This is a genomic window from Pristimantibacillus sp. Z349TD_6 (assembly GCF_056173205.1).
The window spans coordinates 1,257,501-1,279,644 of record NZ_CM149662.1; the positions used below are offsets into that span (position 1 = coordinate 1,257,501).

The 22,144-nt window shown below is 45.5% G+C and carries 15 protein-coding genes, 4 tRNA genes, 1 rRNA gene and 1 riboswitch (1 of these 21 running past the window's edge); of the genes, 17 read left to right on the forward strand and 3 right to left on the reverse strand.

Annotated features, from left to right (window positions below; translation table 11 throughout):
- The 6 genes from AC0VYE_RS05370 to AC0VYE_RS05395 form a co-directional block, all read left to right on the forward strand.
- A 23S ribosomal RNA gene (locus AC0VYE_RS05370) occupies positions 1–2,067 on the forward strand (it extends 865 nt beyond the left edge of the window).
- A 148-nt stretch (positions 2,068–2,215) separates the two neighbouring features.
- Positions 2,216–2,292 (forward strand) — tRNA-Met (locus AC0VYE_RS05375).
- 40 nt (positions 2,293–2,332) lie between these two features.
- Positions 2,333–2,409: transfer RNA gene (locus tag AC0VYE_RS05380), tRNA-Asp, on the forward strand.
- Between the two features lie 30 nt (positions 2,410–2,439).
- Positions 2,440–2,514, forward strand: a tRNA-Gln gene (locus AC0VYE_RS05385).
- Between the two features lie 7 nt (positions 2,515–2,521).
- Positions 2,522–2,596: transfer RNA gene (locus tag AC0VYE_RS05390), tRNA-Gly, on the forward strand.
- 81 nt (positions 2,597–2,677) lie between these two features.
- Positions 2,678–3,274 carry a P-loop nucleotide/nucleoside kinase family protein gene (locus AC0VYE_RS05395; protein WP_475446538.1) on the forward strand — a complete coding sequence of 199 codons (597 nt, stop codon included), beginning with the start codon at positions 2,678–2,680 and terminating at the stop codon, positions 3,272–3,274.
- Between the two features lie 38 nt (positions 3,275–3,312).
- Here the strand turns inward: AC0VYE_RS05395 and AC0VYE_RS05400 are convergent, their stop codons facing one another.
- Positions 3,313–4,695, reverse strand: coding sequence for a DUF5808 domain-containing protein (locus AC0VYE_RS05400; protein ID WP_475446540.1), 1,383 nt, complete (start codon positions 4,693–4,695; stop codon positions 3,313–3,315).
- A 10-nt stretch (positions 4,696–4,705) separates the two neighbouring features.
- Entirely contained in the window at positions 4,706–5,101 is a 396-nt protein-coding gene (locus tag AC0VYE_RS05405; protein ID WP_475446542.1) for a GntR family transcriptional regulator, read from the reverse strand.
- Between the two features lie 196 nt (positions 5,102–5,297).
- On the opposite strand from AC0VYE_RS05405, the gene AC0VYE_RS05410 reads away from it, so the two are divergent.
- The 11 genes from AC0VYE_RS05410 (at position 5,298) to AC0VYE_RS05460 (ending at position 21,250) form a co-directional block, all read left to right on the forward strand.
- Positions 5,298–6,293 carry a Gfo/Idh/MocA family protein gene (locus tag AC0VYE_RS05410; protein WP_076271710.1) on the forward strand — a complete coding sequence of 332 codons (996 nt, stop codon included), beginning with the start codon at positions 5,298–5,300 and terminating at the stop codon, positions 6,291–6,293.
- A gap of 153 nt (positions 6,294–6,446) precedes the next feature.
- The gene (locus AC0VYE_RS05415) at positions 6,447–7,211 is read left to right on the forward strand and encodes an NUDIX domain-containing protein (RefSeq protein ID WP_475446544.1); all 765 of its coding nucleotides are present in this window, start codon (positions 6,447–6,449) and stop codon (positions 7,209–7,211) included.
- 23 nt (positions 7,212–7,234) lie between these two features.
- Complete coding sequence (locus tag AC0VYE_RS05420) at positions 7,235–8,044, forward strand: ribose-phosphate pyrophosphokinase (RefSeq protein WP_475446546.1); 810 nt, start codon at positions 7,235–7,237, stop codon at positions 8,042–8,044.
- Position 8,045: 1 nt separating this feature from the next.
- Positions 8,046–9,530 carry a nicotinate phosphoribosyltransferase gene (locus tag AC0VYE_RS05425; RefSeq protein ID WP_475446548.1) on the forward strand — a complete coding sequence of 495 codons (1,485 nt, stop codon included), beginning with the start codon at positions 8,046–8,048 and terminating at the stop codon, positions 9,528–9,530.
- 333 nt (positions 9,531–9,863) lie between these two features.
- Positions 9,864–11,282, forward strand: coding sequence for an RtcB family protein (locus AC0VYE_RS05430; protein ID WP_475446550.1), 1,419 nt, complete (start codon positions 9,864–9,866; stop codon positions 11,280–11,282).
- Positions 11,283–11,549: 267 nt separating this feature from the next.
- Complete coding sequence (locus AC0VYE_RS05435; protein ID WP_441911758.1) at positions 11,550–12,332, forward strand: nucleotidyltransferase domain-containing protein; 783 nt, start codon at positions 11,550–11,552, stop codon at positions 12,330–12,332.
- Between the two features lie 40 nt (positions 12,333–12,372).
- The gene (locus AC0VYE_RS05440) at positions 12,373–13,638 is read left to right on the forward strand and encodes a methyltransferase domain-containing protein (protein WP_475446552.1); all 1,266 of its coding nucleotides are present in this window, start codon (positions 12,373–12,375) and stop codon (positions 13,636–13,638) included.
- A gap of 5 nt (positions 13,639–13,643) precedes the next feature.
- Positions 13,644–16,229, forward strand: a complete 2,586-nt coding sequence (locus AC0VYE_RS05445) for a metallophosphoesterase (protein WP_475446554.1) — start codon at positions 13,644–13,646, stop codon at positions 16,227–16,229.
- 116 nt (positions 16,230–16,345) lie between these two features.
- A riboswitch (cyclic di-GMP riboswitch) is annotated at positions 16,346–16,431 on the forward strand.
- 84 nt (positions 16,432–16,515) lie between these two features.
- The gene (locus AC0VYE_RS05450; protein WP_475446556.1) at positions 16,516–19,428 is read left to right on the forward strand and encodes a sensor domain-containing protein; all 2,913 of its coding nucleotides are present in this window, start codon (positions 16,516–16,518) and stop codon (positions 19,426–19,428) included.
- Between the two features lie 135 nt (positions 19,429–19,563).
- A complete protein-coding gene (gene speD / locus AC0VYE_RS05455) occupies positions 19,564–20,373 on the forward strand; it encodes an adenosylmethionine decarboxylase (RefSeq protein WP_475446558.1) in 810 nt (269 codons plus the stop codon).
- Positions 20,374–20,380: 7 nt separating this feature from the next.
- Complete coding sequence (locus AC0VYE_RS05460; RefSeq protein WP_475446560.1) at positions 20,381–21,250, forward strand: SDR family oxidoreductase; 870 nt, start codon at positions 20,381–20,383, stop codon at positions 21,248–21,250.
- Between the two features lie 8 nt (positions 21,251–21,258).
- Here AC0VYE_RS05460 and AC0VYE_RS05465 read toward each other — a convergent pair whose 3' ends face one another.
- On the reverse strand, positions 21,259–22,143 hold the full coding sequence (locus AC0VYE_RS05465) for an SDR family oxidoreductase (protein ID WP_076271699.1): 885 nt from the start codon (positions 22,141–22,143) through the stop codon (positions 21,259–21,261).
- Between the last annotated feature and the right edge of the window lies 1 nt (position 22,144).

A 22,144-nucleotide genomic window follows, 5' to 3' on the forward strand; every position in this document is an offset into this window, starting at 1 on the left:
CGAAATAGCTTTAGGGCTAGCCTCGAGGAATGAGCGTCGTGGAGGTAGAGCACTGATTGGGTGCGGGGCCCGCCAAGGGTTACCAAGTCCAGTCAAACTCCGAATGCCATAGACGTGCTACTCGGGAGTCAGACAGTGAGTGCTAAGATCCATTGTCAAGAGGGAAACAGCCCAGATCATCAGCTAAGGTCCCCAAGTGTGTGTTAAGTGGGAAAGGATGTGGAGTTGCAAAGACAACCAGGATGTTGGCTTAGAAGCAGCCATCATTTAAAGAGTGCGTAATAGCTCACTGGTCGAGTGACTCTGCGCCGAAAATGTAACGGGGCTAAACACACCACCGAAGCTATGACATGTACCGTATGGTACTTGGGTAGGGGAGCGTTGAATACGGATTGAAGTTGGACCGTGAGGACTGGTGGACTGTATTCAAGTGAGAATGCCGGTATGAGTAACGAAAAGACAAGTGAGAATCTTGTCCGCCGAAAGCCTAAGGGTTCCTGAGGAAGGCTCGTCCTCTCAGGGTAAGTCGGGACCTAACGCGAGGCCGAAAGGCGTAGTGGATGGACAACAGGTTGAAATTCCTGTACCACCGAGGATCGTTTGAGCAATGGGGTGACACAGAAGGGCAGTGACGCGGACTGATGGAATAGTCCGTCCAAGCAGTGAGGCTGATCGATAGGCAAATCCGTCGATCATAAGGCTGGGCTGTGATGGGGAGCGAAAATTGCAGTAGCGAAGGTCATGTACTCCGGCTGTCAAGAAAAGCCTCTAGTGAGATCTAGGTGCCCGTACCGCAAACCGACACAGGTAGGCGAGCAGAGCATGCTAAGGCGCGCGGAAGAACTCTCGTTAAGGAACTCGGCAAAATGACCCCGTAACTTCGGGAGAAGGGGTGCCTCGGTAGGGTGAATAGCCCGAGGGGGCCGCAGTGAAAAGGCCCAAGCGACTGTTTAGCAAAAACACAGGTCTGTGCGAAGCCGTAAGGCGAAGTATACGGGCTGACGCCTGCCCGGTGCTGGAAGGTTAAGGGGAGCGGTTAGGAGAAATCCGAAGCTGTGAACCGAAGCCCCAGTAAACGGCGGCCGTAACTATAACGGTCCTAAGGTAGCGAAATTCCTTGTCAGGTAAATTCTGACCCGCACGAATGGCGTAACGACTTGGGCGCTGTCTCAACGAGAGATCCGGTGAAATTTTAATACCTGTGAAGATGCAGGTTACCCGCGACAAGACGGAAAGACCCCATGGAGCTTTACTGTAACTTGATATTGAACTTTGGTACGATCTGTACAGGATAGGTGGGAGCCTTTGAAGCATGAGCGCCAGCTTGTGTGGAGGCAACGTTGGGATACCACCCTGATCGTATCGGAGTTCTAACCTAGAACCGTGAAACCGGTTCGGGGACCGTGTCAGGTGGACAGTTTGACTGGGGCGGTCGCCTCCTAAAATGTAACGGAGGCGCCCAAAGGTTCCCTCAGAATGGTTGGAAATCATTCGAAGAGTGCAAAGGCATAAGGGAGCTTGACTGCGAGACCTACAAGTCGAGCAGGTACGAAAGTAGGGCTTAGTGATCCGGTGGTACCGAATGGAAGGGCCATCGCTCAACGGATAAAAGCTACCCTGGGGATAACAGGCTTATCTCCCCCAAGAGTCCACATCGACGGGGAGGTTTGGCACCTCGATGTCGGCTCATCGCATCCTGGGGCTGAAGTAGGTCCCAAGGGTTGGGCTGTTCGCCCATTAAAGCGGTACGCGAGCTGGGTTCAGAACGTCGTGAGACAGTTCGGTCCCTATCTGTCGCGGGCGCAGGAAATTTGAGAGGAGCTGTCCTTAGTACGAGAGGACCGGGATGGACGTACCGCTGGTGTACCAGTTGTTCCGCCAGGAGCACCGCTGGGTAGCCAAGTACGGACGGGATAAGCGCTGAAAGCATCTAAGCGTGAAGCCCCCCTCAAGATGAGATTTCCCAGTATGTAAGACCCCTTGAAGACGACGAGGTTGATAGGTTCGGGGTGGAAGCACAGCAATGTGTGTAGCTGACGAATACTAATCGGTCGAGGGCTTATCCTAAACACGTTTACTGTGACCCATACATCCAGTAGACAGCAGCATAAAGGCTTCAGCAAGCCTAATCTTTCGTATCCAGTTTTCAGGGCGCAACTTGCTAATGCATGCATTAGTGAATGTTCTGTAAATCAATAGCTTTAGTAGTAATTGACGCGGGGTGGAGCAGCCCGGTAGCTCGTCGGGCTCATAACCCGAAGGCCGCAGGTTCAAATCCTGCCCCCGCAACCAAACCAAGGTTTCACTTTCGGATTTATCCGAGCTTACATACGGAGCTGTGGTGTAGTGGCCCAACATGCCTGCCTGTCACGCAGGAGACCGCGGGTTCGAATCCCGTCAGCTCCGCCACTTTTACAAGAAGAGTAACAAAATATATGTTGGGGATTAGCCAAGCGGTAAGGCAACGGACTTTGACTCCGTCATTCTCAGGTTCGATCCCTGAATCCCCAGCCATTTATATGCGGAAGTGGCTCAGCGGTAGAGCATCGCCTTGCCAAGGCGAGGGTCGCGGGTTCGATTCCCGTCTTCCGCTCCAATTTTACACATCCAAAACACCTTGCAATGCAGGGTGTTTTTTTGTTATGAATAAGACATTAATAATGATGAGGGGTTCGCGATGCGCAAATTAGTATTTTTTGTAGGCGGTGCAGGAGCAGGCAAGACGACATTGGCAAAAGCGCTGGCAAAGAGGCGCAGTGTGGCCATTATTGATATGGATACGGTGCTTAGGCCGGCAGCTGTTGCGCTTATGATGCAGGCAGGACTTGATCCGAATGACCGAGATTCAAGTCTCTATAAGAAACTGTGCCGCGATTTAGGCTATCGCATTACGATGGATGCTGCACTTGAGAATATTGCTAATGACGGCGATATATTTGTAATCGGGCCCTTCACGAAAGAAACAGAGACCCCGGACTGGATTGAGCAGGAGCTCTTCGCAATCGGGGCCTCTTTATCAGACGTTGAGGTAAAGGTCGTATTCGTTTATCTCCGTGACGACAAGGTGCATTATGAACGAATTGTGCAAAGGGGATCTATACTCGATCAGTATAAGCTGGACAACTGGAGCGAGTTTAGTCCGTCTTTAGTGAGGAGAGAGCTGAAATGGAACATTCCAGCATCCTCAGTGCTTTATTTTGACAACTCCACGCCTCTAAACGAGCAGTCTTTAGCATCTCTGGATCAATTCGTGTATGGTGGAGACGCGTTCTAATAGCACGAACATAACAGCAGTTGAGTACCGTATGAGCATTAAAGCTTACTAGCCGTTAGTTGTTCGAAAAGCTCCTTCGTTCTGGCGGCGTCTTTCTCATTAAAAATAACGGTTAAGCCGTCAAGCTGCATGGTAATGTACGGCGGTGAGTTTTTAAATACATATAGCTTGGCAGCACCCAGCTTCTCTAAGGAAAAGTTGCCACGGGCATATTCGGCTGTCGCTGTGCCATTTGTTCTAAATCCGCTTGGGAGCGTTTCTTCAAGCGTAATTCCCTTAACATCACTTAAATTAAAGCTGTAATCGTATAAAGGATAATCGATGGACACAATACCGTCCTCTTTAATAGTTAGAGTAGGAGCTGTATTGTCAGATTGCACAATAAAAGCAGTCAAAGGAATGACGATTACAAGGACAAGCACGATGCCGCCGTATTGAATCCATTTTCCGGCCCGGGTTGCCATATTGACCGTTGTACCAATTCCAACACGCTTAGGAACCATGATCGTCTGATCATCCGGGTTGTAGTAAGTAGAGCCATTAATCCAGTAGTGGTCGTCATCGGCTACAATACTTTGGCCGTCTGTTTCGGCAAGGCTTTCTTCAACCGCCTGTATCTTGTTATGTACAAAAAAGATGCTGCATAGCGGCAAGAGGGATACCATGACAATACCAATCATCCACTGCGTAAAGCTCAGCGAGCTCCCCTGTGTTAAAATCATATAAGCAACAAAAGCATTAATGCTCTCAAAAACAGCAAGGCTAGGCCAAAGCATGGACCAATAACGACGTGCTGCGCGGTTAATAGCGGCGTTGATGTCGTGGTTTTTGCTGTACACCTTCGTTTTCATTTTGCCAAAGGCAATGTAAATGACGTATAAGATCGCAGTCATCGCGAGTGAGGCAATGCCGGTCATTTTTAAGAGAACGTCGCTGTTAAACAAGGAAACGATAATAGGGACGACAGATAAAAGTGCGGGAATTAGGAACCAATAAGGAGAAACAAGCACCGATTTTTTGAGCTGCGTTACTTTGGTATCAATGCGGATCACTCGTTTTTCTCCGACAAACCATTGTTTATCCCGTTTGAGCACAGCGGCTTTATGATGGATTTTGTTGAAAGGAAGTTTGGATGTATACAAAAAAATTGCAAACCAAAGCAGCATGTAAGTAAAGGCTAATGAAAAGTATTTATCGAGCAGGAAAAAAGGCACTAAGGTTATTAACGTAATGCCAGCATACACAAAATATGATTTTTTATATTTTTCTTGAAGCTGCTTCATTTCTGCATCCTCGAAGGCATGTGCAGGAAATGTTACGCCAAACAATATATGATTGCTTGGTACGGCTTGCTTCAAAAACATAACAAGAATAGTGATGTAGGCAATAGCTGCTGGAACGATTAAAATAATATTGTTCATGAAAGGTCTCCTATTCTGGCAGGGGATGATTTTTGCTCATTGCGGCTTTAAAGATGTTCGAGCAAATGTGCATAAATTGTTCTTGCTCGATACCTTTAAGACTAGCCTCAGAAATAACAAGCTTTAATTCATACTCCAGCTTTTGGCTAAAATCGGCTTGCTTGCTCCATTCGGTGCGTACCTTGGCCCCATGACGGCGATCAATAGATATGTATCCCTCGTTTTTGAGAAGGGCATAGGCTTTGTTTACGGTCATGGCATTTACCCCTAAATCATCGGCGAGCTGTCTTACCGTTGGCAATTTCTCCCCATAATTGAGTCCGCCTACGCCAATTCCGATGACAACTTGGTTGCGGAGCTGGACGTAGATCGGTATATCACTGTTGTAGTCGAGCGTCATAATCATCGGATCACCCCTAGCAATAAAGTATCATTTGTATTAGAGATGTTAATACAGATTATACAAAATGTCAAAATGCAGCTGAATCATTTGGACAGGCAGTCCTTGGCATGGCTATAATAAACAGAAGAAGACTTTCCTCATTTCATAAAAATATAATAAGCGATTAGCCAATAAATCTATTTTTCAAGGAGAGACGATTATGATCAGATTCGGCGTTATCGGTACAAACTGGATTACGGAGTCATTTATTTCTGCAGCGAGCGAGGTCGAAGATTTCAAACTAGCTGCTGTCTATTCGCGTTCGATAGAAACAGCGAGTACATTTGCGGAAAAACATAGTATTGCTGCTACATTTACGGATATCGAAGAGATGGCGGCAAGTGGACAAATTGATGCGGTATACATTGCTAGTCCAAACTCATTTCATGCCGCTCATGCGATTGCTTGCATGAAGCATGGCATTCATGTGCTCTGCGAGAAGCCGATCGCTTCGAATGCGCATGAGCTGCGCCAGATGATTGCGGCTGCGAAGGAAAACGGCGTGCTGCTCATGGAGGCGTTAAAGTCGACGATGCTGCCCGGGTTTAAGGCTGTACAAGACAACATCGACAAGCTTGGAACGATACGGCGTTATTTTGCGAGCTATTGCCAGTATTCGTCTAGGTACGATGCCTATAAGGCGGGTACGGTGCTTAATGCTTTTAACCCTGTATTCTCAAACGGGGCGCTTATGGATCTTGGCATTTATTGCGTCTACCCGCTTGTAGCCTTATTTGGCAAGCCGGATGTAATTAAAGCGACTGGTGTCATGCTGGACTCTGGCGTGGATGGGGAAGGAAGCATCGTTCTTCAGTATGAGAGCATGGATGCGGTCATCATGTATTCCAAAATTACACATTCATCGCTGCCATCTGAGATTCAAGGGGAGAACGGCAGTATCGTAATCGACAAGATCAGTGAAATAGGGAAGGTTGAAATCCAATACCGCAACGGGACAAGCGAAAATATTTCGCAGCCTTCAAATAGCAAGTCGATGTACTATGAAGCGAAGGAATTTATCGAGCTGATTAAAGCTGGCCGTACGGAGTCATCCATTAACACGTTTGCAAATTCACTCGTGACGCTGGAGATTATGGATGAGGCAAGAAAGCAGATTGGACTCGTCTACCCTGCGGATGCTATAGAAACGAAATAATATAACAGGAGCGGCGTGCAGCCGCTTCTTTTTTTATACCCTTATTCGTGACTAATTGCCTATTTTTCACATCAGCCGTTGACAAAGGAATTTAATAATGTCATTATGATAATATCAAATCGAAAAAATGAAACAGATCGGAGTGCAGCAGCAATGGTCGAAAATGAATCCAATTACGCAGCAGATCATTACCGATCACCTGATGGCGCACCAGCAGATATCGTCATCTTTACGATCGTAACGACAGAAAGGCAAACGCCTAAGAAGGCGCTGCCTACGAGGGAGCTGCAGGTGCTGCTGATTAAGCGGAACATATGGCCCTTCGAAGGGCAGTGGGCGCTGCCAGGCGGCTTTACGATGGAAAATGAGACGGTATATGAATGTGCTATACGCGAGCTGCAAGAAGAGACAGCGGTTGAGGACGTGCATATTGAATATTTTAACGTGTATAGCACGCCTGGCCGTGATCCAAGGGGCTGGATTATCTCGCATGCATTTCTAGCTCTCGTTAACGAATGTACACTTGAGAAAAGAGCTGCGGCTGTGGATGCATCAGATGTGCAATTGTTTACAGTCGAAGAAGCGCTTCAAATGGATTTGGCGTTTGACCATAAGCAAATCTTGACCGACGCGCTGCAAGAGATTCGCAAGAAAATGCTGACTACGAAGATAGCGAAGGAGTTTCTGCCAGAGGAGTTTACGCTTAGTGAGCTGTATCAGGTAATAAAAACGGTTGTTCCTGACTTTGAGGAGAAAAATTTCATTCGCAAATTGACGTCAACGAAAAGTCGCAGCACGATTATTGAGGAGGCTACGGACGCAAATGGAAATCCGAAGCAATCCAATCAATATTCGCAGCGAGCAGCGCAATTGTACCTTTTTTCAAAGGAAGAGCCAAGATTGTCTATTTATAGCTGAACGCGTACGAGGAGAGTGATGTCATGCTGAAGTTTAATGGAGTAGAGCTTGGGTTAAAACAGTTTCCGAATGGGGAGACGCTCATAAATGGCGATGAAATTCTTACGCATATGGCGGAATTCAATACGATCGTATGGAAATATGAGAATGATGGCGATCTGGTTAAGCTGATGTTCATCAAGAGCTATCTCGATGATCGGCGCGTTAAATGTACGTTGACCATTTATTATTTGCCGTACAGCCGAATGGATCGAGTCGAAGGTACTTCTGCCTTTACGTTAAAATATACAGCTGCCTTTATCAATAACATGAACTTTGAGTCGGTTACGATTATCGAGCCGCATTCCGATGTATCGCTGGCGCTGATCGATCGCAGTATCGGCAAATATCCAACGATTCAGCTGCTTGAGCAAGTCGCGAACGAAGTAGGTTTTGATTCGGAGAAGGACTATCTTTTTTTCCCTGATGCAGGGGCGCAGAAACGTTACAGCAAGGTTCAAGGCTACCAGCAGCTGGTAGGCTACAAAGCGAGAGATTTTCAGACCGGCCAAATCAAGAGTCTGGATGTCGTTGGACATACCCCGAGTGAGGGCTTTAAGGCCATCATTGTTGATGATCTTTGTTCGTATGGCGGCACGTTTATGCTTAGCGCAGAGAAGCTGAAGGCACTTGGAGCCACGCATATTTATTTGCTGGTAGGACACTGCGAGCATTCGATCTACAAAGGGAAAATATTAGAAACGGATCTTATTGATAAGGTGTACACGACCGATACCATACTTCATCAAGCAGAGCATGACAAAATTCACGTATTCGCAATGGGAGGCCTATAAGATGACGCAAAGATTTGTTTATCCAGCTACGCTGCTATGTGACTTTTACAAGGTGAGCCATAAAAATCAGTATCCAAAAGGAACGGAGCTCGTTTACTCGACGTGGACCGCTCGCACAAGCCGACTAGATGATATTAACGAGGTTGTCGCTTTTGGCTTCCAATCGTTTATCAAACAATATCTCATCGATTATTTTAATGAGCACTTCTTTGCAAGAACAAAGGCAGAGGTAGCGCATGAGTACAAGAGGCTCATTCAATATGCGCTTGGAGAAGCGAATCCCGATGCATCGCATATTGAGGAGCTGCACGATCTTGGATATTTGCCGATCAAGATTAAGGCGATTAAAGAAGGTGCATTAGTACCGATAAGAGTACCAATGCTGACTATTGAGAACACGAAGCCGGAATTTTTCTGGCTGACGAACTATTTGGAGACGTTGATGTCGTGCCAGCTGTGGATGCCGGCTACGAGCGCTACGCTAGCTTTTGAATATCGCAAAATTTTAGAAGCCTATGCGCTGCAGACAAACGGCGATACAGCAGGCGTACCGTTCCAAGGTCATGATTTCTCGATGCGCGGCATGGGTGCGCTTGAATCGGCGCTCGGCAGCAGCGCAGGCCATCTCCTATCGTTCACGGGAACAGATACGATACCAGCGATATTGTATTTGGAAAACTATTATAATGCGAATATAGAAAAAGAATTGGTAGGTACGTCGATTCCGGCAACCGAGCACAGCGTTATGTGCGCGCACGGACGCGATGAGATGGCATCGTACCGCTATTTGATCAAAGAGGTATACCCAAATGACTTTGTCTCGATCGTGTCGGATACTTGGGATTTATGGAGTGTGCTGGACGTGGTCATTCGCGGCTTGAAGGATGATATTATGAGCAGGGACGGCAAGGTGGTCATTCGTCCCGACAGCGGAGATCCGGTCAAAATCATTTGCGGCGACCCGGATGGTGAGAGTGAATTCGAGCGCAAAGGCGTTATTGAAATACTCTGGGATATTTTTGGCGGCACGGTTACGGAGAAGGGGTATAAGCAGCTAGATAGCCACATCGGGGCAATCTATGGAGATGCGATTACGATTTCGCGCTGCAAGGAAATTTGCGAGAAGCTGGCAGCAAAAGGTTTTGCATCGACGAATATGGTGTATGGTATCGGTTCGTTTACTTACCAGTACAACACGCGGGATACATTCGGCTTCGCATTAAAATCGACGTTTACCATTGTGAATGGCGAGGAGCGCAAAATCTATAAGGATCCCAAAACAGATAATGGCGTGAAGAAGTCGCAGACAGGTCTTGTCCTCGTTACGAAGCAGGATGGGGAATTTGCCTATACTGACAATCTTAGCGCAGAGGAATATGAAGCTCGTAAAGCAGAGGATCAGCTGGAAGTAGTGTTTGAAGATGGGAAGCTAGTTCGCGATTTGACGCTGGCTGAAGTACGCGCAAACTTATTGGCTCATTTATAAGTTATTTATCCGTGAAAATAAGATGCTCCTTCGAGCATCTTATTTTTGGTTTATTATAAATGTGTTGACAGAAGTTGGGTGATCAGATTATTATGATGTAAATCAAATGAAAGGAGGTCGATGACAATGTTCGGACTAAATTTTGAACGTAATCATGCAACTAAATATAGCAAGTCCATTTCATCGGCCTCTACGGGGCCTGTGACTATTTTCTAAAATCTTGTATGCTGCAAGCTGCAATGATTGGGAAATAAAGGCGCAAGATTAAGCCATGGACTTTTTGGGGTCCATGGCTTTTTTGTGTTCATTTGAATTTTGAGGAGATTATCGGATATGAAAGAAACGTATTATCAGCAAGTAAAGCTGCCTTCGGGGCAGGTGCATGTTTATGCAGGACCAGAGCTATTCGCGTCCTTGGATTATAAAGTGTTTGAAATGGCGAACAACAACTTACAAATACCGAATCAAGTATATATGAGTTATACGCCTGATGTGCATGTTGGCGTGGGAACCTGTATCGGTACAACAGCGGTATGGAATGCGAGTGATGGCTACGTATCTCCTTCCATCGTAGGCAGCGATATCGGATGCGGGATGCGCGTACAGCTTACAAATCTGCATAAGGATGATTTGAAGGAAGTGAAGCTGCGTCGCAAGCTGGTTAAGGCTATTGAGAAATATATGCCAGTCGAGGAGCATGCAAGAGGTTACTTCTCAGATATTAGACTTGAGAATATCGTGAAGAAGGGCTTGCACGGCTTGCCGAAAAAATATATTCCTGATGCCTACACGCCGCGCAAAGCAACCTCCTTAACCCATGTGGAAAGCAGCCGCTTTGATTTTGACGAAGAGGTGCTGGATAAGTTTCCGGAAGTTGTCTGGCATCGCGCGCATCGCCAGCTCGGCACACTTGGCGGCGGCAATCATTTTGTAGAAATTCAAACGATTGAAATTGCCGAGGAAAACAGAGAAATTGCCGAAGCATGGGGGCTGTTCGACGGCCAAGTGGTCATTATGATTCATTCTGGCTCGCGGGCTTGGGGCGGTGCGGTCAGTCAATATTGCAGCACGGACATTGCCAAAATGATGCGTCAGGAAGGCATAGGCACCGCGGATCCTAAGCTGCTATATGCGCCGTTATCCCATCCGCTCGGACAAACGTATGTCAACCTCATGTACTCGGCCTTAAATTATGCGGTCGTGAATCGCCACTTGATTGCTTATGCTGTCAGGGAGGCTGGCAAGGATGTATTCGGCTCCAAATTTGAGCTGCGCACGCTGTATGATCTCATGCATAACTACGCATGGGAGGAAGAGCAGGATGAGCAATCGTTTTTCGTGCATCGGAAGGGTGCAACAAGAGCGCTGCCGGCAGGACATCCGGATAACCCTGAGCCTTACCTTTGCACGGGGCATCCGGCGCTTATACCAGGATCGATGGGCACTGCCTCGTATATTATGGTCGGAAGCGCTGAAGGGAAAGCGAATCACTATTCCATCTGTCATGGCGCAGGACGAATCAGGTCACGTAACGCAACGAAGCAGCTCGTATCGGTAGAAGAGGTGGCTATTGCAATGCGTGTAGGCACGGATGATGAAATCGTCGTAAACCAGCGCTCTATGGAATCGCTGGTCGATGAATCACCGCAGGCATACAAGGATGTAGATCAAATCATTGAGAGTGTAGTCGGTGCGGGGCTTGCGCAGGTTGTAGCGAAATGCAAACCGTTAGCTGCTGTCAAAGGAACGTAAATAAAGGAAAAGAAGGGGGACGAGGAGAATGTTTAACCAATATCTAGAAGTACAGCTAGTTAACGTAAATGATGAACAATCCAATTCTTTTAATTTAAGCAAAGAGAATAGCTCCACTCCTCGGACCCGTTGTTTGGTATTTGAAGGGAAGCGTGTACTGACCTCGTGTTAGCTGCATTGCTGACTATTCTTTTTCCTAGACTATGGACGATCTTGTCCATGGTCTTTTTTTTTTGCAAGAAGAAGCTGAGTAAAGGAGTGTCTAGAATGACCAACATACATGAAAATATTTTGCTGGAACTGGGTAAAATCGAGCGGGAGGAACAGGTTCGCATCGTTTATGCGTGCGAATCAGGAAGCAGGGCGTGGGGTTTCCCTTCTAAGGACAGCGATTACGACGTTCGATTTATTTATGTCAGGCCGGTGGAATGGTATTTATCGATATTTGACAAAAGAGATGTAATCGAGCGGCCTATAAGTGATCTTCTCGATATAAACGGCTGGGATTTGCGCAAAGCGCTTAATCTGTTTCGCAAGTCGAATCCGCCGCTGCTCGAATGGCTGCAATCACCGATTCCATACTTTACGAAATACTCAGTAGCCAAACAAATCCGCAGCGCCTCTCCGTTATCTTTCTCGCCGAAGTCATGCATGTACCATTATCTCCATATGGCAAAAGGGAACTACCGAGAGTATCTGCAAGGCGAGCAAGTAAAAATAAAAAAGTATTTTTATGTGCTAAGGCCGATTCTCGCTTGCGGCTGGATTGCGAAGTACAACTCGATGCCTCCAATCGAATTTGATCGTTTAGTAGAGGCGCTTATTCCTGAGCAGAGTGAGCTGAGGGCTACGGTTGAACAATTGCTGCGAAGGAAAAAAGCGGGCGACGAGCTCGATTATGAGCCTAGGCTTCAAGTTATTAATACCTATTTGGAGGAGCGAATGGTTCATTTTGAACAAATCGCATTCGCAATGGGCCAAGGGGGAACTGCGCAGGACAATCAGCTTGATGATTTGTTCCGCAGCGCATTACAAGAGGTTTGGGATTAAATAGTGTTGCTTTAAATTGACAAGTAAGGGGAAGTTAAGGATGGCTATCGTGCAAGTGAAATCGACGAACCCAAGCTTTTCGTTCGTCATTAGAAAAAATCCGGGGTCAGGCATGCTGCTGCGCGCTGTTCGCAAAGGAATGGCCTACGGCTGGTATACCGATGAAGCAACCTTCAACGTTTATTTTAAGGATGCTGACAATGAGGTTTCATACAAGCAGCATAGGCAGGACCAATTTGAGTACCTCAATGTATCGCGATATAATACGCCGCTCTTTGTACTGGGAGCGATTAATGAATTTTTTGCAGCGCCGCTCAAAGCGCAGCATTCGAGTGACACGGAGCAATACGAGCATACCTTCCATATCAATATGATTCATATTGAGCTCTTGCGATATATTCATTTTTTTGAGAAACATCTTACCGACTATACATTTGAAGCTGTACACCTGGCGCATAAGAGCTATTCGCTTACCATTAAGACGCATAAATCGTTATATGAGCTTATGCATGTTGTTAGTGTGCTTTGTCTCTTCCTTTCGATGTTCAGCGACGAATATATCGATATTTCTGATGATGTGTTGATTAAATATGTGAAGAGTATTCAAATTATTGACGCGCCCTTTTATATACGAAGCTTGTTTGCCCGCAATTTTCTAGCTTCAAGAGACCGGTTCAAGAAATATAAAGAAGAGCTGGAGAAAACAGAACGTTATGCGGTTCAACTCTCCTTCGGCGGGACGGCTCAGCAGCGGAGAAGCTATATCGGAAGCGTGCTTCCGTTCAATAAGGCCATTCTCGATGTAGGGTGTGGAGAAGGTTTCTATGCGATTCCATTTGCGTCCAAGATTGAAGACAGCTACTACGCGGTTGATATCCATGAGCCGCTGCTAGAGGTGGTAGAGCGGAAAGCGAAAGCAAAGGAACTGGACAACATCGCTACCTTTCCTTCCATTGAACACTTTCTAGAGGCCTATAACGGCGAGCAGGTGGATGTCATTTTGACCGAGGTTATTGAGCATATGAGCCTAAATGAGGCAGCTGTTCTGATACGGCAAATATGCGAACATGTTGATTTTGATTATTTTGTGCTGACAACACCGAATGCAGAGTTTAATGCTTATTATGAGCTGGAAGACTTCCGGCATGATGACCATAAATGGGAGCTTGGGCGAGCGGAATTTCAAGAGTGGCTGCTCGAAACGATTAAAGATCAATCTATGGAAAGCCAATTTGTCGCAATCGGCGATGGAGTGAACGGTATACAAACGACGCAGGGTGCGATTTTGCGGAAGAGGAGAGAGTAGCGTCAATGGAAATGAGAACGAGAGTCCATACGATTTTTATGATGATTGGCACGACGGAATGCGGGAAAACAACCTTTGCAAACGAAGTGCTGATGCCGCAGCTGCGATTTAGGGATGACAGCAAGGGCATGAATGCGAACGTGCAATATATTTCATCCGATAGCATTAGACAGGAGCTTCTAGGCTCTGATTATGATAAATATGATCAAATCATGCTTGAAGCGAGCGATCAGGCTTTCCGCCTTTTGTTCGAGAAGCTGCGGCTGGTCACTACTTTCCCCATTAATGCGGAATTTGTTGTCGTGGATACAACAGGTTTGTCGGAGGATTTCCGGGCGAGAGTGAGGGAGGTTGCAAAGGAAAACAACTACAACCTTGAAGTCGTGCTGTTTGATTACAAGAAGCGGGATGATTATTATTCATCGGAGCGTTCGAAGAAGCTGATAACGAGCCACATTAATCGTTTGCGCAAGGATGTGCTTGGTTCGCTCTCGAGGGAGAAATACAGCAAAGTTCACAAGGTGCGGGCTAAAGATTTTTATTCCCCTATGGATAAGGTTGCGAATCCGGATTATAAGATTATAATCGAGGATGCTGCTGAGTATTTGGATGTTTTTTTACCGCTGGACCAGAAGACGATTATCGTCGGTGACGTTCACGAATGTGTGGATGAGCTGAAGGCTTTGCTCGTTAGCCATGGGTTTCAACTAGAGGGCAATGTACTGGTTGAGACAGGAAAGGTCAGCGGTACAAAAGTATTGCTCGTTGGTGACTGGATCGATAAGGGAAGCCGTACAAAGGAAATCATTGATTTCCTATATACGAATCAGGATAAGTTTTTGTTTGTGCTTGGCAATCATGAAAACTTTGTCCATAAATATATGCGCGGTGAAATTAAAGGTGTGGAAGAGGAGCTGCTTCATGCCTACTTCGATTCAACGGAGGTGCTGAGAGGCGATGATGAGCTGCTTCAGAAGTTTAATCATCTCGTATCGTTGTCGAAGCCTCTCTACAGAATGGTAGGAAAAACAGGACCATCCTATTATGTGACTCACGCGCCATGCGAGAACAAATATATAGGCAAGCTGGATGTGAATTCGGTCCGTCATCAGCGCAATTTTAGACTCGACCGATCGGCGCCGATTGAAGCACAGCTTGCGTTTCTGAAGCGGGATGCAGCAGGAAACCAGCCGTATCATGTTTTTGGGCATGTGGCTGCTAAACAAGCTTTTCGGATCAGAAATAAAATCCATTTGGATTCAGGCGCAGTTCACGGTAATCTGCTAACCTCGGTTTCTCTGTCGATGAAGCCGACTTTCAAATCACAGAAATCGTCAATAGCCGGAATGGAAGGCGAGCTTCCTGCTCTCTTTAAAGAGGAACGCAAAGTATCGCTGCAGGAGCTGGATGATGATGAAGCCCGCAGATTGCAGTATTGCTCGCGCAATAAAATTAACTTTATCTCAGGAACCATGTCTCCTGCAGATAAGGATGAAGCGGCGGGGGAGCTGGAATCGCTGAGGAAAGGGCTGAACTATTTTGTGGAGCGCGGTGTTAAAGAGGTCGTTCTGCAGCCCAAATACATGGGATCACGCTGCAATGTTTATTTGCATGCAGATATCGAGCAATGTTTTGCAGTGAGCCGCAATGGGTACAAAATAAATAAGGTTGACCTGACCGCTGTTTATGAGCGACTGCTGCAAAGATTCGGACGCTACATGAAGGAAAATGATATATCGATGCTCCTGCTCGATGGCGAGCTTTTGCCATGGGAGGCGCTGGGAGAAGGTCTCATTGAAAAGCAGTTTAAGCCAATTGAGAAGGGGCTTGAGACAGAGCTTGCTTTTCTGAAGGCAAATGGATTCGAGGAAGCGTTCGGAAAGCTTGCGTATGATTTCAAGGAAAGCGGTTTTGAAAAGGATCAGTTTCACCTTAGCAAAGGGGCTATTAATGAGAAATATGGCCTAGCCGTCTATCAAAACTTTAAGCATGTTCATTCTGTTCTTGAGAAAAATAGGCCAATTGACGAGCATATCCAAGCATATGAAACGTATAAGAGGCAGCTGGAGCTGTATGCCGAGGCAGGGGAACTTGAATACAAGCCATTTTCGCTGCTCAAAATCGTATACGTAGACGGAAGCGAGCAGCTGCCAGCGTGGAAAACCTCTGAGATGTATCGATTCCTCTCTGACGATCCATTCCTCACGCTTGTGCTGTCTGATGCGGAGAGCTATGAGCTTGCAGAAAAATATTTCTACACGCTTACGGTAGACAATCATATGGAAGGTGTCGTGATTAAGCCCGAGATGCTTCAGCCGTACACGGTTCCCTATATGAAAGTGCGCAATAAGGAATACATGTCTATTATTTACGGTTATGATTATAGATTTCCGCACAAGTACAATAAGCTCATCAAGCAAAAAAATATTACGCAAAAGCTTCGTACATCATTTAACGAGTACCGGCTAGGACAGCATATGCTGGCGATTCCTTTTGCTGAAATTGCCCCAGAAAACGATGGATATCAAGCGGCTGTTGCGAATCTTTTGTTTGAGGTTGCCAAAGAGAAGGAAATCGATCCTAGATTGTAAAACATCAATATACCATACCTCCCAAAATGGGAGGTTTTTCTACATCATTCGACCTATTATGAAATTGGTTATGGTATATATCGGAATAATATGGAATACTGGTATATGTAAAAAGTCCTAGTAAAAAGCAAAGTTGTCGAAAGACAATGACGCAAAGCCAACAGGCCTAAAGGAAATTTCCAAAGGTGGCTGGGTTGCCAAAAGGATGAGTGATAACATACCTATATCCTCTCCTTAAAAACTTCAGGTTACCGCCTACGTTATGAATAAGAGGGGATATTTAGCAATGAAACAAATGATTAAACGTTTTAATGGAAATGTTAATGTTGGTAGTTTTAATATTGTTCAAAAGTTAGCCAATTTAGGTTACTGGGAGTTTGACCATATTCGCAGAGAAGCATCCTGGTCGAATCAAATGTTCGAAATATATGGTATGAAATCTGATTTCTCGATGACGATTGAACAATTTTTTGAGTTTGTACATCCCGAAGATCGTCAGCGCGTTAATGAGCAGTTCCACCTTGCCATTGAATCAAAAAAGGAAAGCGTTTCCGAGTACAGAATCGTTCGTCAGAACGGTGAAGTTAGATATGTGGTGGAAAACATTACGTTCATACGGAATGCCGAAAACGAGATATTGTTGACGATAGGCATGATTCAGGATGTAACGGAAAATAAAAAAATACAGCATCGCCTCACACTAGAAGAGCAGCTTTATAAATCGATATTTGAAAACAATCCTGACGCGGTCTTTTCTTTAGACGCACAAGGGCGTTTTTTGTCATGCAATTCTGTGCTTGAGCAAGTGTTTGGATATACGAAAGAGGAAATTATAAATGATAGTTTTCATAAATTTGTAGATGCCGCAGCACTGGATAAAACGATTCAATATTTTGAGCAAACGGTCAAGACGCTGAATCCTCAAAACTATGATACGACAGGCATTACGAGAACAGGGCAAACGGTCGAATTTAATGTGACCAATATTCCAATCATTATTAATAAAAAGCTTATCGGCGTCTACGGCATTGCCAAGGATATTACGCAGCAAAAAATGATTGAGCAATCGTTGACTGAGACCGAATTAAAATACCGCAGTATTGTTGAACAATCCATTGTCGGTATTTTTGTCGCGCAAAAAAACAACTTCGTTTATTCAAACGATCAGCTCAATAAAATGTTCGGTTATGACTCTTTGATCGGTATGGATATTATACAGACGATCCATCCGTCAGATCGTGAAGCCGTCATTAATCAGCTAACGAAGTTGCAGGAGGGTCATTCTTTATCTAATTTCTGCCACAGAGCCATTAAACAAGATGGGACGATTATTCATTGCGAAGTGCACTATAATCAAGTGTCAAATATGGGTGAGCAGGCGATCGTTGGCGTAGTCCTTGATGTTACGGATCGGAGCAAGGCTGAGGAATTAAATCAATATTTGGCTTACCACGATTATTTAACGGAGATGCCAAATCGCAGAATGTTTGAAGACCAGCTAGATAAGCAGCTAAGGGTAAGCGAGTATTTTAAGCAAAGGCTGGCGATCATGCTGATTGACGTAGATCGTTTCAAATATGTAAATGATACGCTGGGGCATCCGATTGGGGATGAGCTGCTGAAACAAATCGCCTTCCGATTGATGAGCAACTTACGTGATGGCCAAACCGTATTCCGACTTGGCGGAGACGAATTTGCAATTATTATAGCTGATGTAAAGCAGCAAAACGAAATCAAGGATATGGCAGCTACTATTATTAGGCTTATTAATGAGCAATTTTTGATAGAAGGATATGAGCTGAATGTAACCGCAAGTATTGGAATCAGTCAATCGCCTGGCGATGGGAGCTCGGTGGAGCAGTTGATGAAAAATGCGAATGCGGCTCTTTATCATGCGAAGTCCAGAGGCAGCAACCAATCACAGTGCTATTCCGCTTCTTTAAATGTGCAATCATTCAAATTGTTTTCACTCAGCAATGATTTGCGTAAAGCGCAGGAAAGAGGAGAGCTGTTCCTTCATTACATGCCTCGCGTACATTCGCAAACGATGGAAATTGTTGGTGTTGAAGCACTGCTGCGCTGGAATCATCCGGATTGGGGATTGGTTGCTCCGTCTGAATTTATACCGATCGCAGAGGAAACGGGGCTTATTGTATCGATAGGAGAATGGGTGCTTCGCGAAGCCTGTATGCAGCATAAACGGTGGCAGAGCTTAGGCCTGCCTTCGGTTACGCTATCGGTTAACTTTTCGGTGCAGCAGCTTCTTCAGCAAAATATATTGCATACCATCGATCAGATTATCGAGGAGACAGGAATTTCCCAAGATCGATTGGAAATTGAAATAACGGAAAGCTCCTTTATTAGCAATGAGAATGCGGTGACTGAATTGCTGCTGGAGCTGAAGAAAAGAAAAATCAAAGTATCGCTTGATGATTTTGGAACCGGCTATTCCTCTCTTTATTTATTGAAGCGATTGGCACTCGATACGATCAAAATTGATCGGTCATTTATCGAGGAGTTGATGACAGATCGGAGAAATAAGAGCATTATCGAATGCATTATTCAATTGGCTGGCGAGCTGGGCATGCAGGTGGTGGCTGAAGGCGTTGAAACGAAGGAGCAATTCAACTATTTACGCGAGCAGCGATGCGATGAAATCCAAGGTTATTATTTCAGTCGTCCTGTAGAGCCAGACAGCATCGTACAACTATTGAGCAGGAGATCTTGTAAAGAGCCTGCTTTATTTATGCCTAGTAAAGAAGTGCTCGTTAATCGGAGAAAAAGCTTTCGAATCGATTTGAAGCATTGTCTATTGGCAGAGATGACCATTACGATGTTCAAAGGAAGCAGTGTGAAACTTGGGAGTACAGAGGTGTTTGTTCGAAACATCGGACCAGGGGGCCTCCGGTTTATGGTAGGTGTGAAGCTGCCCGTTAACAGCGATATTCTCTTGATGTTCAAGACGAAAATTCTTAATCAAATGTATGTGCTATTCGGATTTATCGTCTGGTACAATGAACTGGGCAAAGACATTTATGAATATGGTGTGCAATTTCAATTAAAAGAAAAGCAGCAGGATGAGCTCGTCAATACGCTTAATTTCCTAGCCATTAAGCAGCGTGATGGCATGCTTCCTCAAACACAAGTGTATGTAGGAGATCCGATACTCCGGATTAAGGAATTGAAAAAACATAATTAAAAAATGAGATGAAAAAAGTATTTTACATTCGGTAAAACCGGGGCGTGAAATGCTTTTTTTGTGCAACATAAAAGTTTTGCCGCATCGGTCTTTGGGTAAAAGGAAATAGTAGTTATTGAAAAGGAGGATGTGCGCTTGAAACTTACACCGGAACAAAGAATTCAGCTGCATGGCTTTAATAATTTAACGAAGTCACTCAGCTTCAATATGTATGATGTGTGTTATACGAGAACGAAAGAAGAGCGTGAAGCATATATCGCCTATATAGACGAACAATATAATTCGGATAGGCTGACGAATATTTTGGAAACGGTATCGGATATTATTGGAGCGCATGTGCTTAATATTGCAAAGCAGGATTATGAGCCGCAGGGCGCCAGCGTTACTTTGCTCGTATCGGAAGGGCCGGTAATTGGCGGACCCAATGAGTCGTTTGAAGAAACGCCGGGTCCCTTGCCTGATTCCGTAGTGATGCATTTGGATAAAAGCCATATAACGGTTCATACGTATCCGGAATATCATCCGAACGAAGGGATAAGTACGTTCCGTGCAGACATTGATGTATCGACCTGCGGCGAGATTTCACCGCTAAAAGCGCTGAACTACCTGATTCATTCGTTTGATACCGATATTATGACGCTGGATTACCGTGTGAGAGGTTTCACTCGCGACATTAATGGTTATAAACTTTTTATTGATCATGATATTAACTCGATTCAGAACTACATACCGAAGAAGGAATCTCTTTTGTATGACATGATCGACGTTAATATTTATCAAGAAAATGTGTTTCATACCAAATGCAAGCTGAAGCAATTTGATTTGAACAACTATTTGTTCGGCTATACGAAGGATTCGTTGTCAACCATAGAGCAAGAGGAAATTACGAGAAGATTAAAGACCGAGATGGATGAAATCTTTTATGGAAAAAATATAAGGAGCTGATTTTCTCATGTCTAATTCGTCATCACAAAAAAATATTAACCCGCCGCAGCATCAAAACCGTCAACCGGGCATTGAATCCGAGATGAAGCCGCTGCCGATTTTTGAATCGGATTCATATAAAGCGGCAGGCAAGCTGAAAGGGAAGACAGCTATTATTACGGGTGGAGATAGCGGCATTGGCCGCGCGGTAGCCGTTGCTTTTGCCAAAGAGGGTGCGGATTTAGCGATCGTATATTTGAATGAGCATGACGATGCAGAGAAGACGAAGGAAGTTGTAGAGAAAGCTGGCGTGAAATGCTTGCTTATAGCTGGCGACGTCGGTGAAGAGGATTTTTGCAAAAGTGTCATTGAGCAGACGATTAAGGAGTACGGCAAGCTGGATATTTTGATGAATAACGCGGCAGAGCAGCATGTGCAACAGAAGCTTGAGGATATTACGTCGGATCAGCTGGTGGCTACGTTCCGAACGAATGTGTTCAGCATGTTCTATTTGACGATTGTCGCTTTGCCGCATTTGAAGGCATCCAGCTCCATCATCAATACGGCATCTATAACGGCATACAAAGGCAATCCGACGTTAATTGATTACTCCGCTACAAAAGGAGCAATCGTTTCCTTTACGCGTGCGTTGTCAGTGAATTTGGCTGAGCAAGGTATTCGCGTTAACGGTGTAGCTCCCGGACCGATCTGGACGCCGCTTATTCCAGCGACATTCGATGAACAGTCCGTAGCTACTTTTGGCTCAGATACACCGATGAAACGACCAGGACAGCCGCATGAGTTAGCAGCTGCCTATGTCTACCTAGCTTGTGATGATTCCAGTTATATGTCAGGCCAGATGCTGCATATTAACGGCGGAGAAGTTGTAAACGGGTAAAGTAAGCCTTACAAGAAACCATGCTGCTTCGCATAATTTCCCCAGTGCGGCTGTCTGCCATCGACGTCGGTTATGCCGAACTCATCAGATAGCTGCCAGCTTGGGAATACTTGTCCGGATCTTTCAAGCAAATCGCTGCTTGCTGCAAGAGCTGCGATTCCGCGTCCAACAAAATATGGCGTTTCCGATTGGCTGAAATGCTCGGCATCTGGCTTGCCGCCATGCACAGCATCAAGCCACGTTTCTTCCGTTACTTCAAAATGCTCCAGCATTTCCTCAGAGCGAAGGAAGCCGGGAGTTACAGCAACAGCCGATACATCATGGGGCTTAAGGTCAGCCGCCATTGCTGCGGCAAGATGAATAGGCGAAATTTTGGCCAAGCTATAAAACAAGCTTCCGCGATAACGGTAATCGATTCCGTCCGTTACTTCAATAATTAGTCCCTTTCTCCGTTTCACCAGCAACGGAGCCCCATAATGGCTCGTAATGAGATGAGCTTTTACGGCACGCTCTTGCATTAACAGGCCCTTGCTTAACGAATGCTCCCAAAACGGCTTTCCCCATTCTGTTAATTTTTCTCCTCCCCAAATGTTATTGACCAGCACATCCAGTTGTCCATTTTGCTCCTTGTTGATTTGCTCGAACAAAGCCTGAACGTCCGCTTCTACTGTATGGTCAACTCTCACCGGGATGCCTACGCCTCCTCGTGCAGTGACCAATTCGGCTGTTTCTTCAATCGTTTCTACTCTGTTCAAATCGGAGGCTTGGCCGCGAATGCTTCTTCCTGTGCAGTAAACGGTGGCTCCTGCTTCTCCAAGACTTACTGCAATACCGCGTCCAGCTCCTCGTGTAGCTCCAGCAACGACTGCGATTTTTCCCTCTAATGGTTTCATT

Excerpts from the sequence above, each read along its gene's own strand:
- AC0VYE_RS05395 (WP_475446538.1), top strand. The coding sequence starts at position 2,678 with ATGCGCAAATTAGTATTTTTTGTAGGCGGTGCAGGAGCAGGCAAGACG.
- AC0VYE_RS05400 (WP_475446540.1), bottom strand. The coding sequence starts at position 4,695 with ATGAACAATATTATTTTAATCGTTCCAGCAGCTATTGCCTACATCACT.
- AC0VYE_RS05405 (WP_475446542.1), bottom strand. The coding sequence starts at position 5,101 with ATGATTATGACGCTCGACTACAACAGTGATATACCGATCTACGTCCAG.
- AC0VYE_RS05410 (WP_076271710.1), top strand. The coding sequence starts at position 5,298 with ATGATCAGATTCGGCGTTATCGGTACAAACTGGATTACGGAGTCATTT.
- AC0VYE_RS05415 (WP_475446544.1), top strand. The coding sequence starts at position 6,447 with ATGGTCGAAAATGAATCCAATTACGCAGCAGATCATTACCGATCACCT.
- AC0VYE_RS05420 (WP_475446546.1), top strand. The coding sequence starts at position 7,235 with ATGCTGAAGTTTAATGGAGTAGAGCTTGGGTTAAAACAGTTTCCGAAT.
- AC0VYE_RS05425 (WP_475446548.1), top strand. The coding sequence starts at position 8,046 with ATGACGCAAAGATTTGTTTATCCAGCTACGCTGCTATGTGACTTTTAC.
- AC0VYE_RS05430 (WP_475446550.1), top strand. The coding sequence starts at position 9,864 with ATGAAAGAAACGTATTATCAGCAAGTAAAGCTGCCTTCGGGGCAGGTG.
- AC0VYE_RS05435 (WP_441911758.1), top strand. The coding sequence starts at position 11,550 with ATGACCAACATACATGAAAATATTTTGCTGGAACTGGGTAAAATCGAG.
- AC0VYE_RS05440 (WP_475446552.1), top strand. The coding sequence starts at position 12,373 with ATGGCTATCGTGCAAGTGAAATCGACGAACCCAAGCTTTTCGTTCGTC.
- AC0VYE_RS05445 (WP_475446554.1), top strand. The coding sequence starts at position 13,644 with ATGGAAATGAGAACGAGAGTCCATACGATTTTTATGATGATTGGCACG.
- AC0VYE_RS05450 (WP_475446556.1), top strand. The coding sequence starts at position 16,516 with ATGAAACAAATGATTAAACGTTTTAATGGAAATGTTAATGTTGGTAGT.
- AC0VYE_RS05460 (WP_475446560.1), top strand. The coding sequence starts at position 20,381 with ATGTCTAATTCGTCATCACAAAAAAATATTAACCCGCCGCAGCATCAA.
- AC0VYE_RS05465 (WP_076271699.1), bottom strand. The coding sequence starts at position 22,143 with ATGAAACCATTAGAGGGAAAAATCGCAGTCGTTGCTGGAGCTACACGA.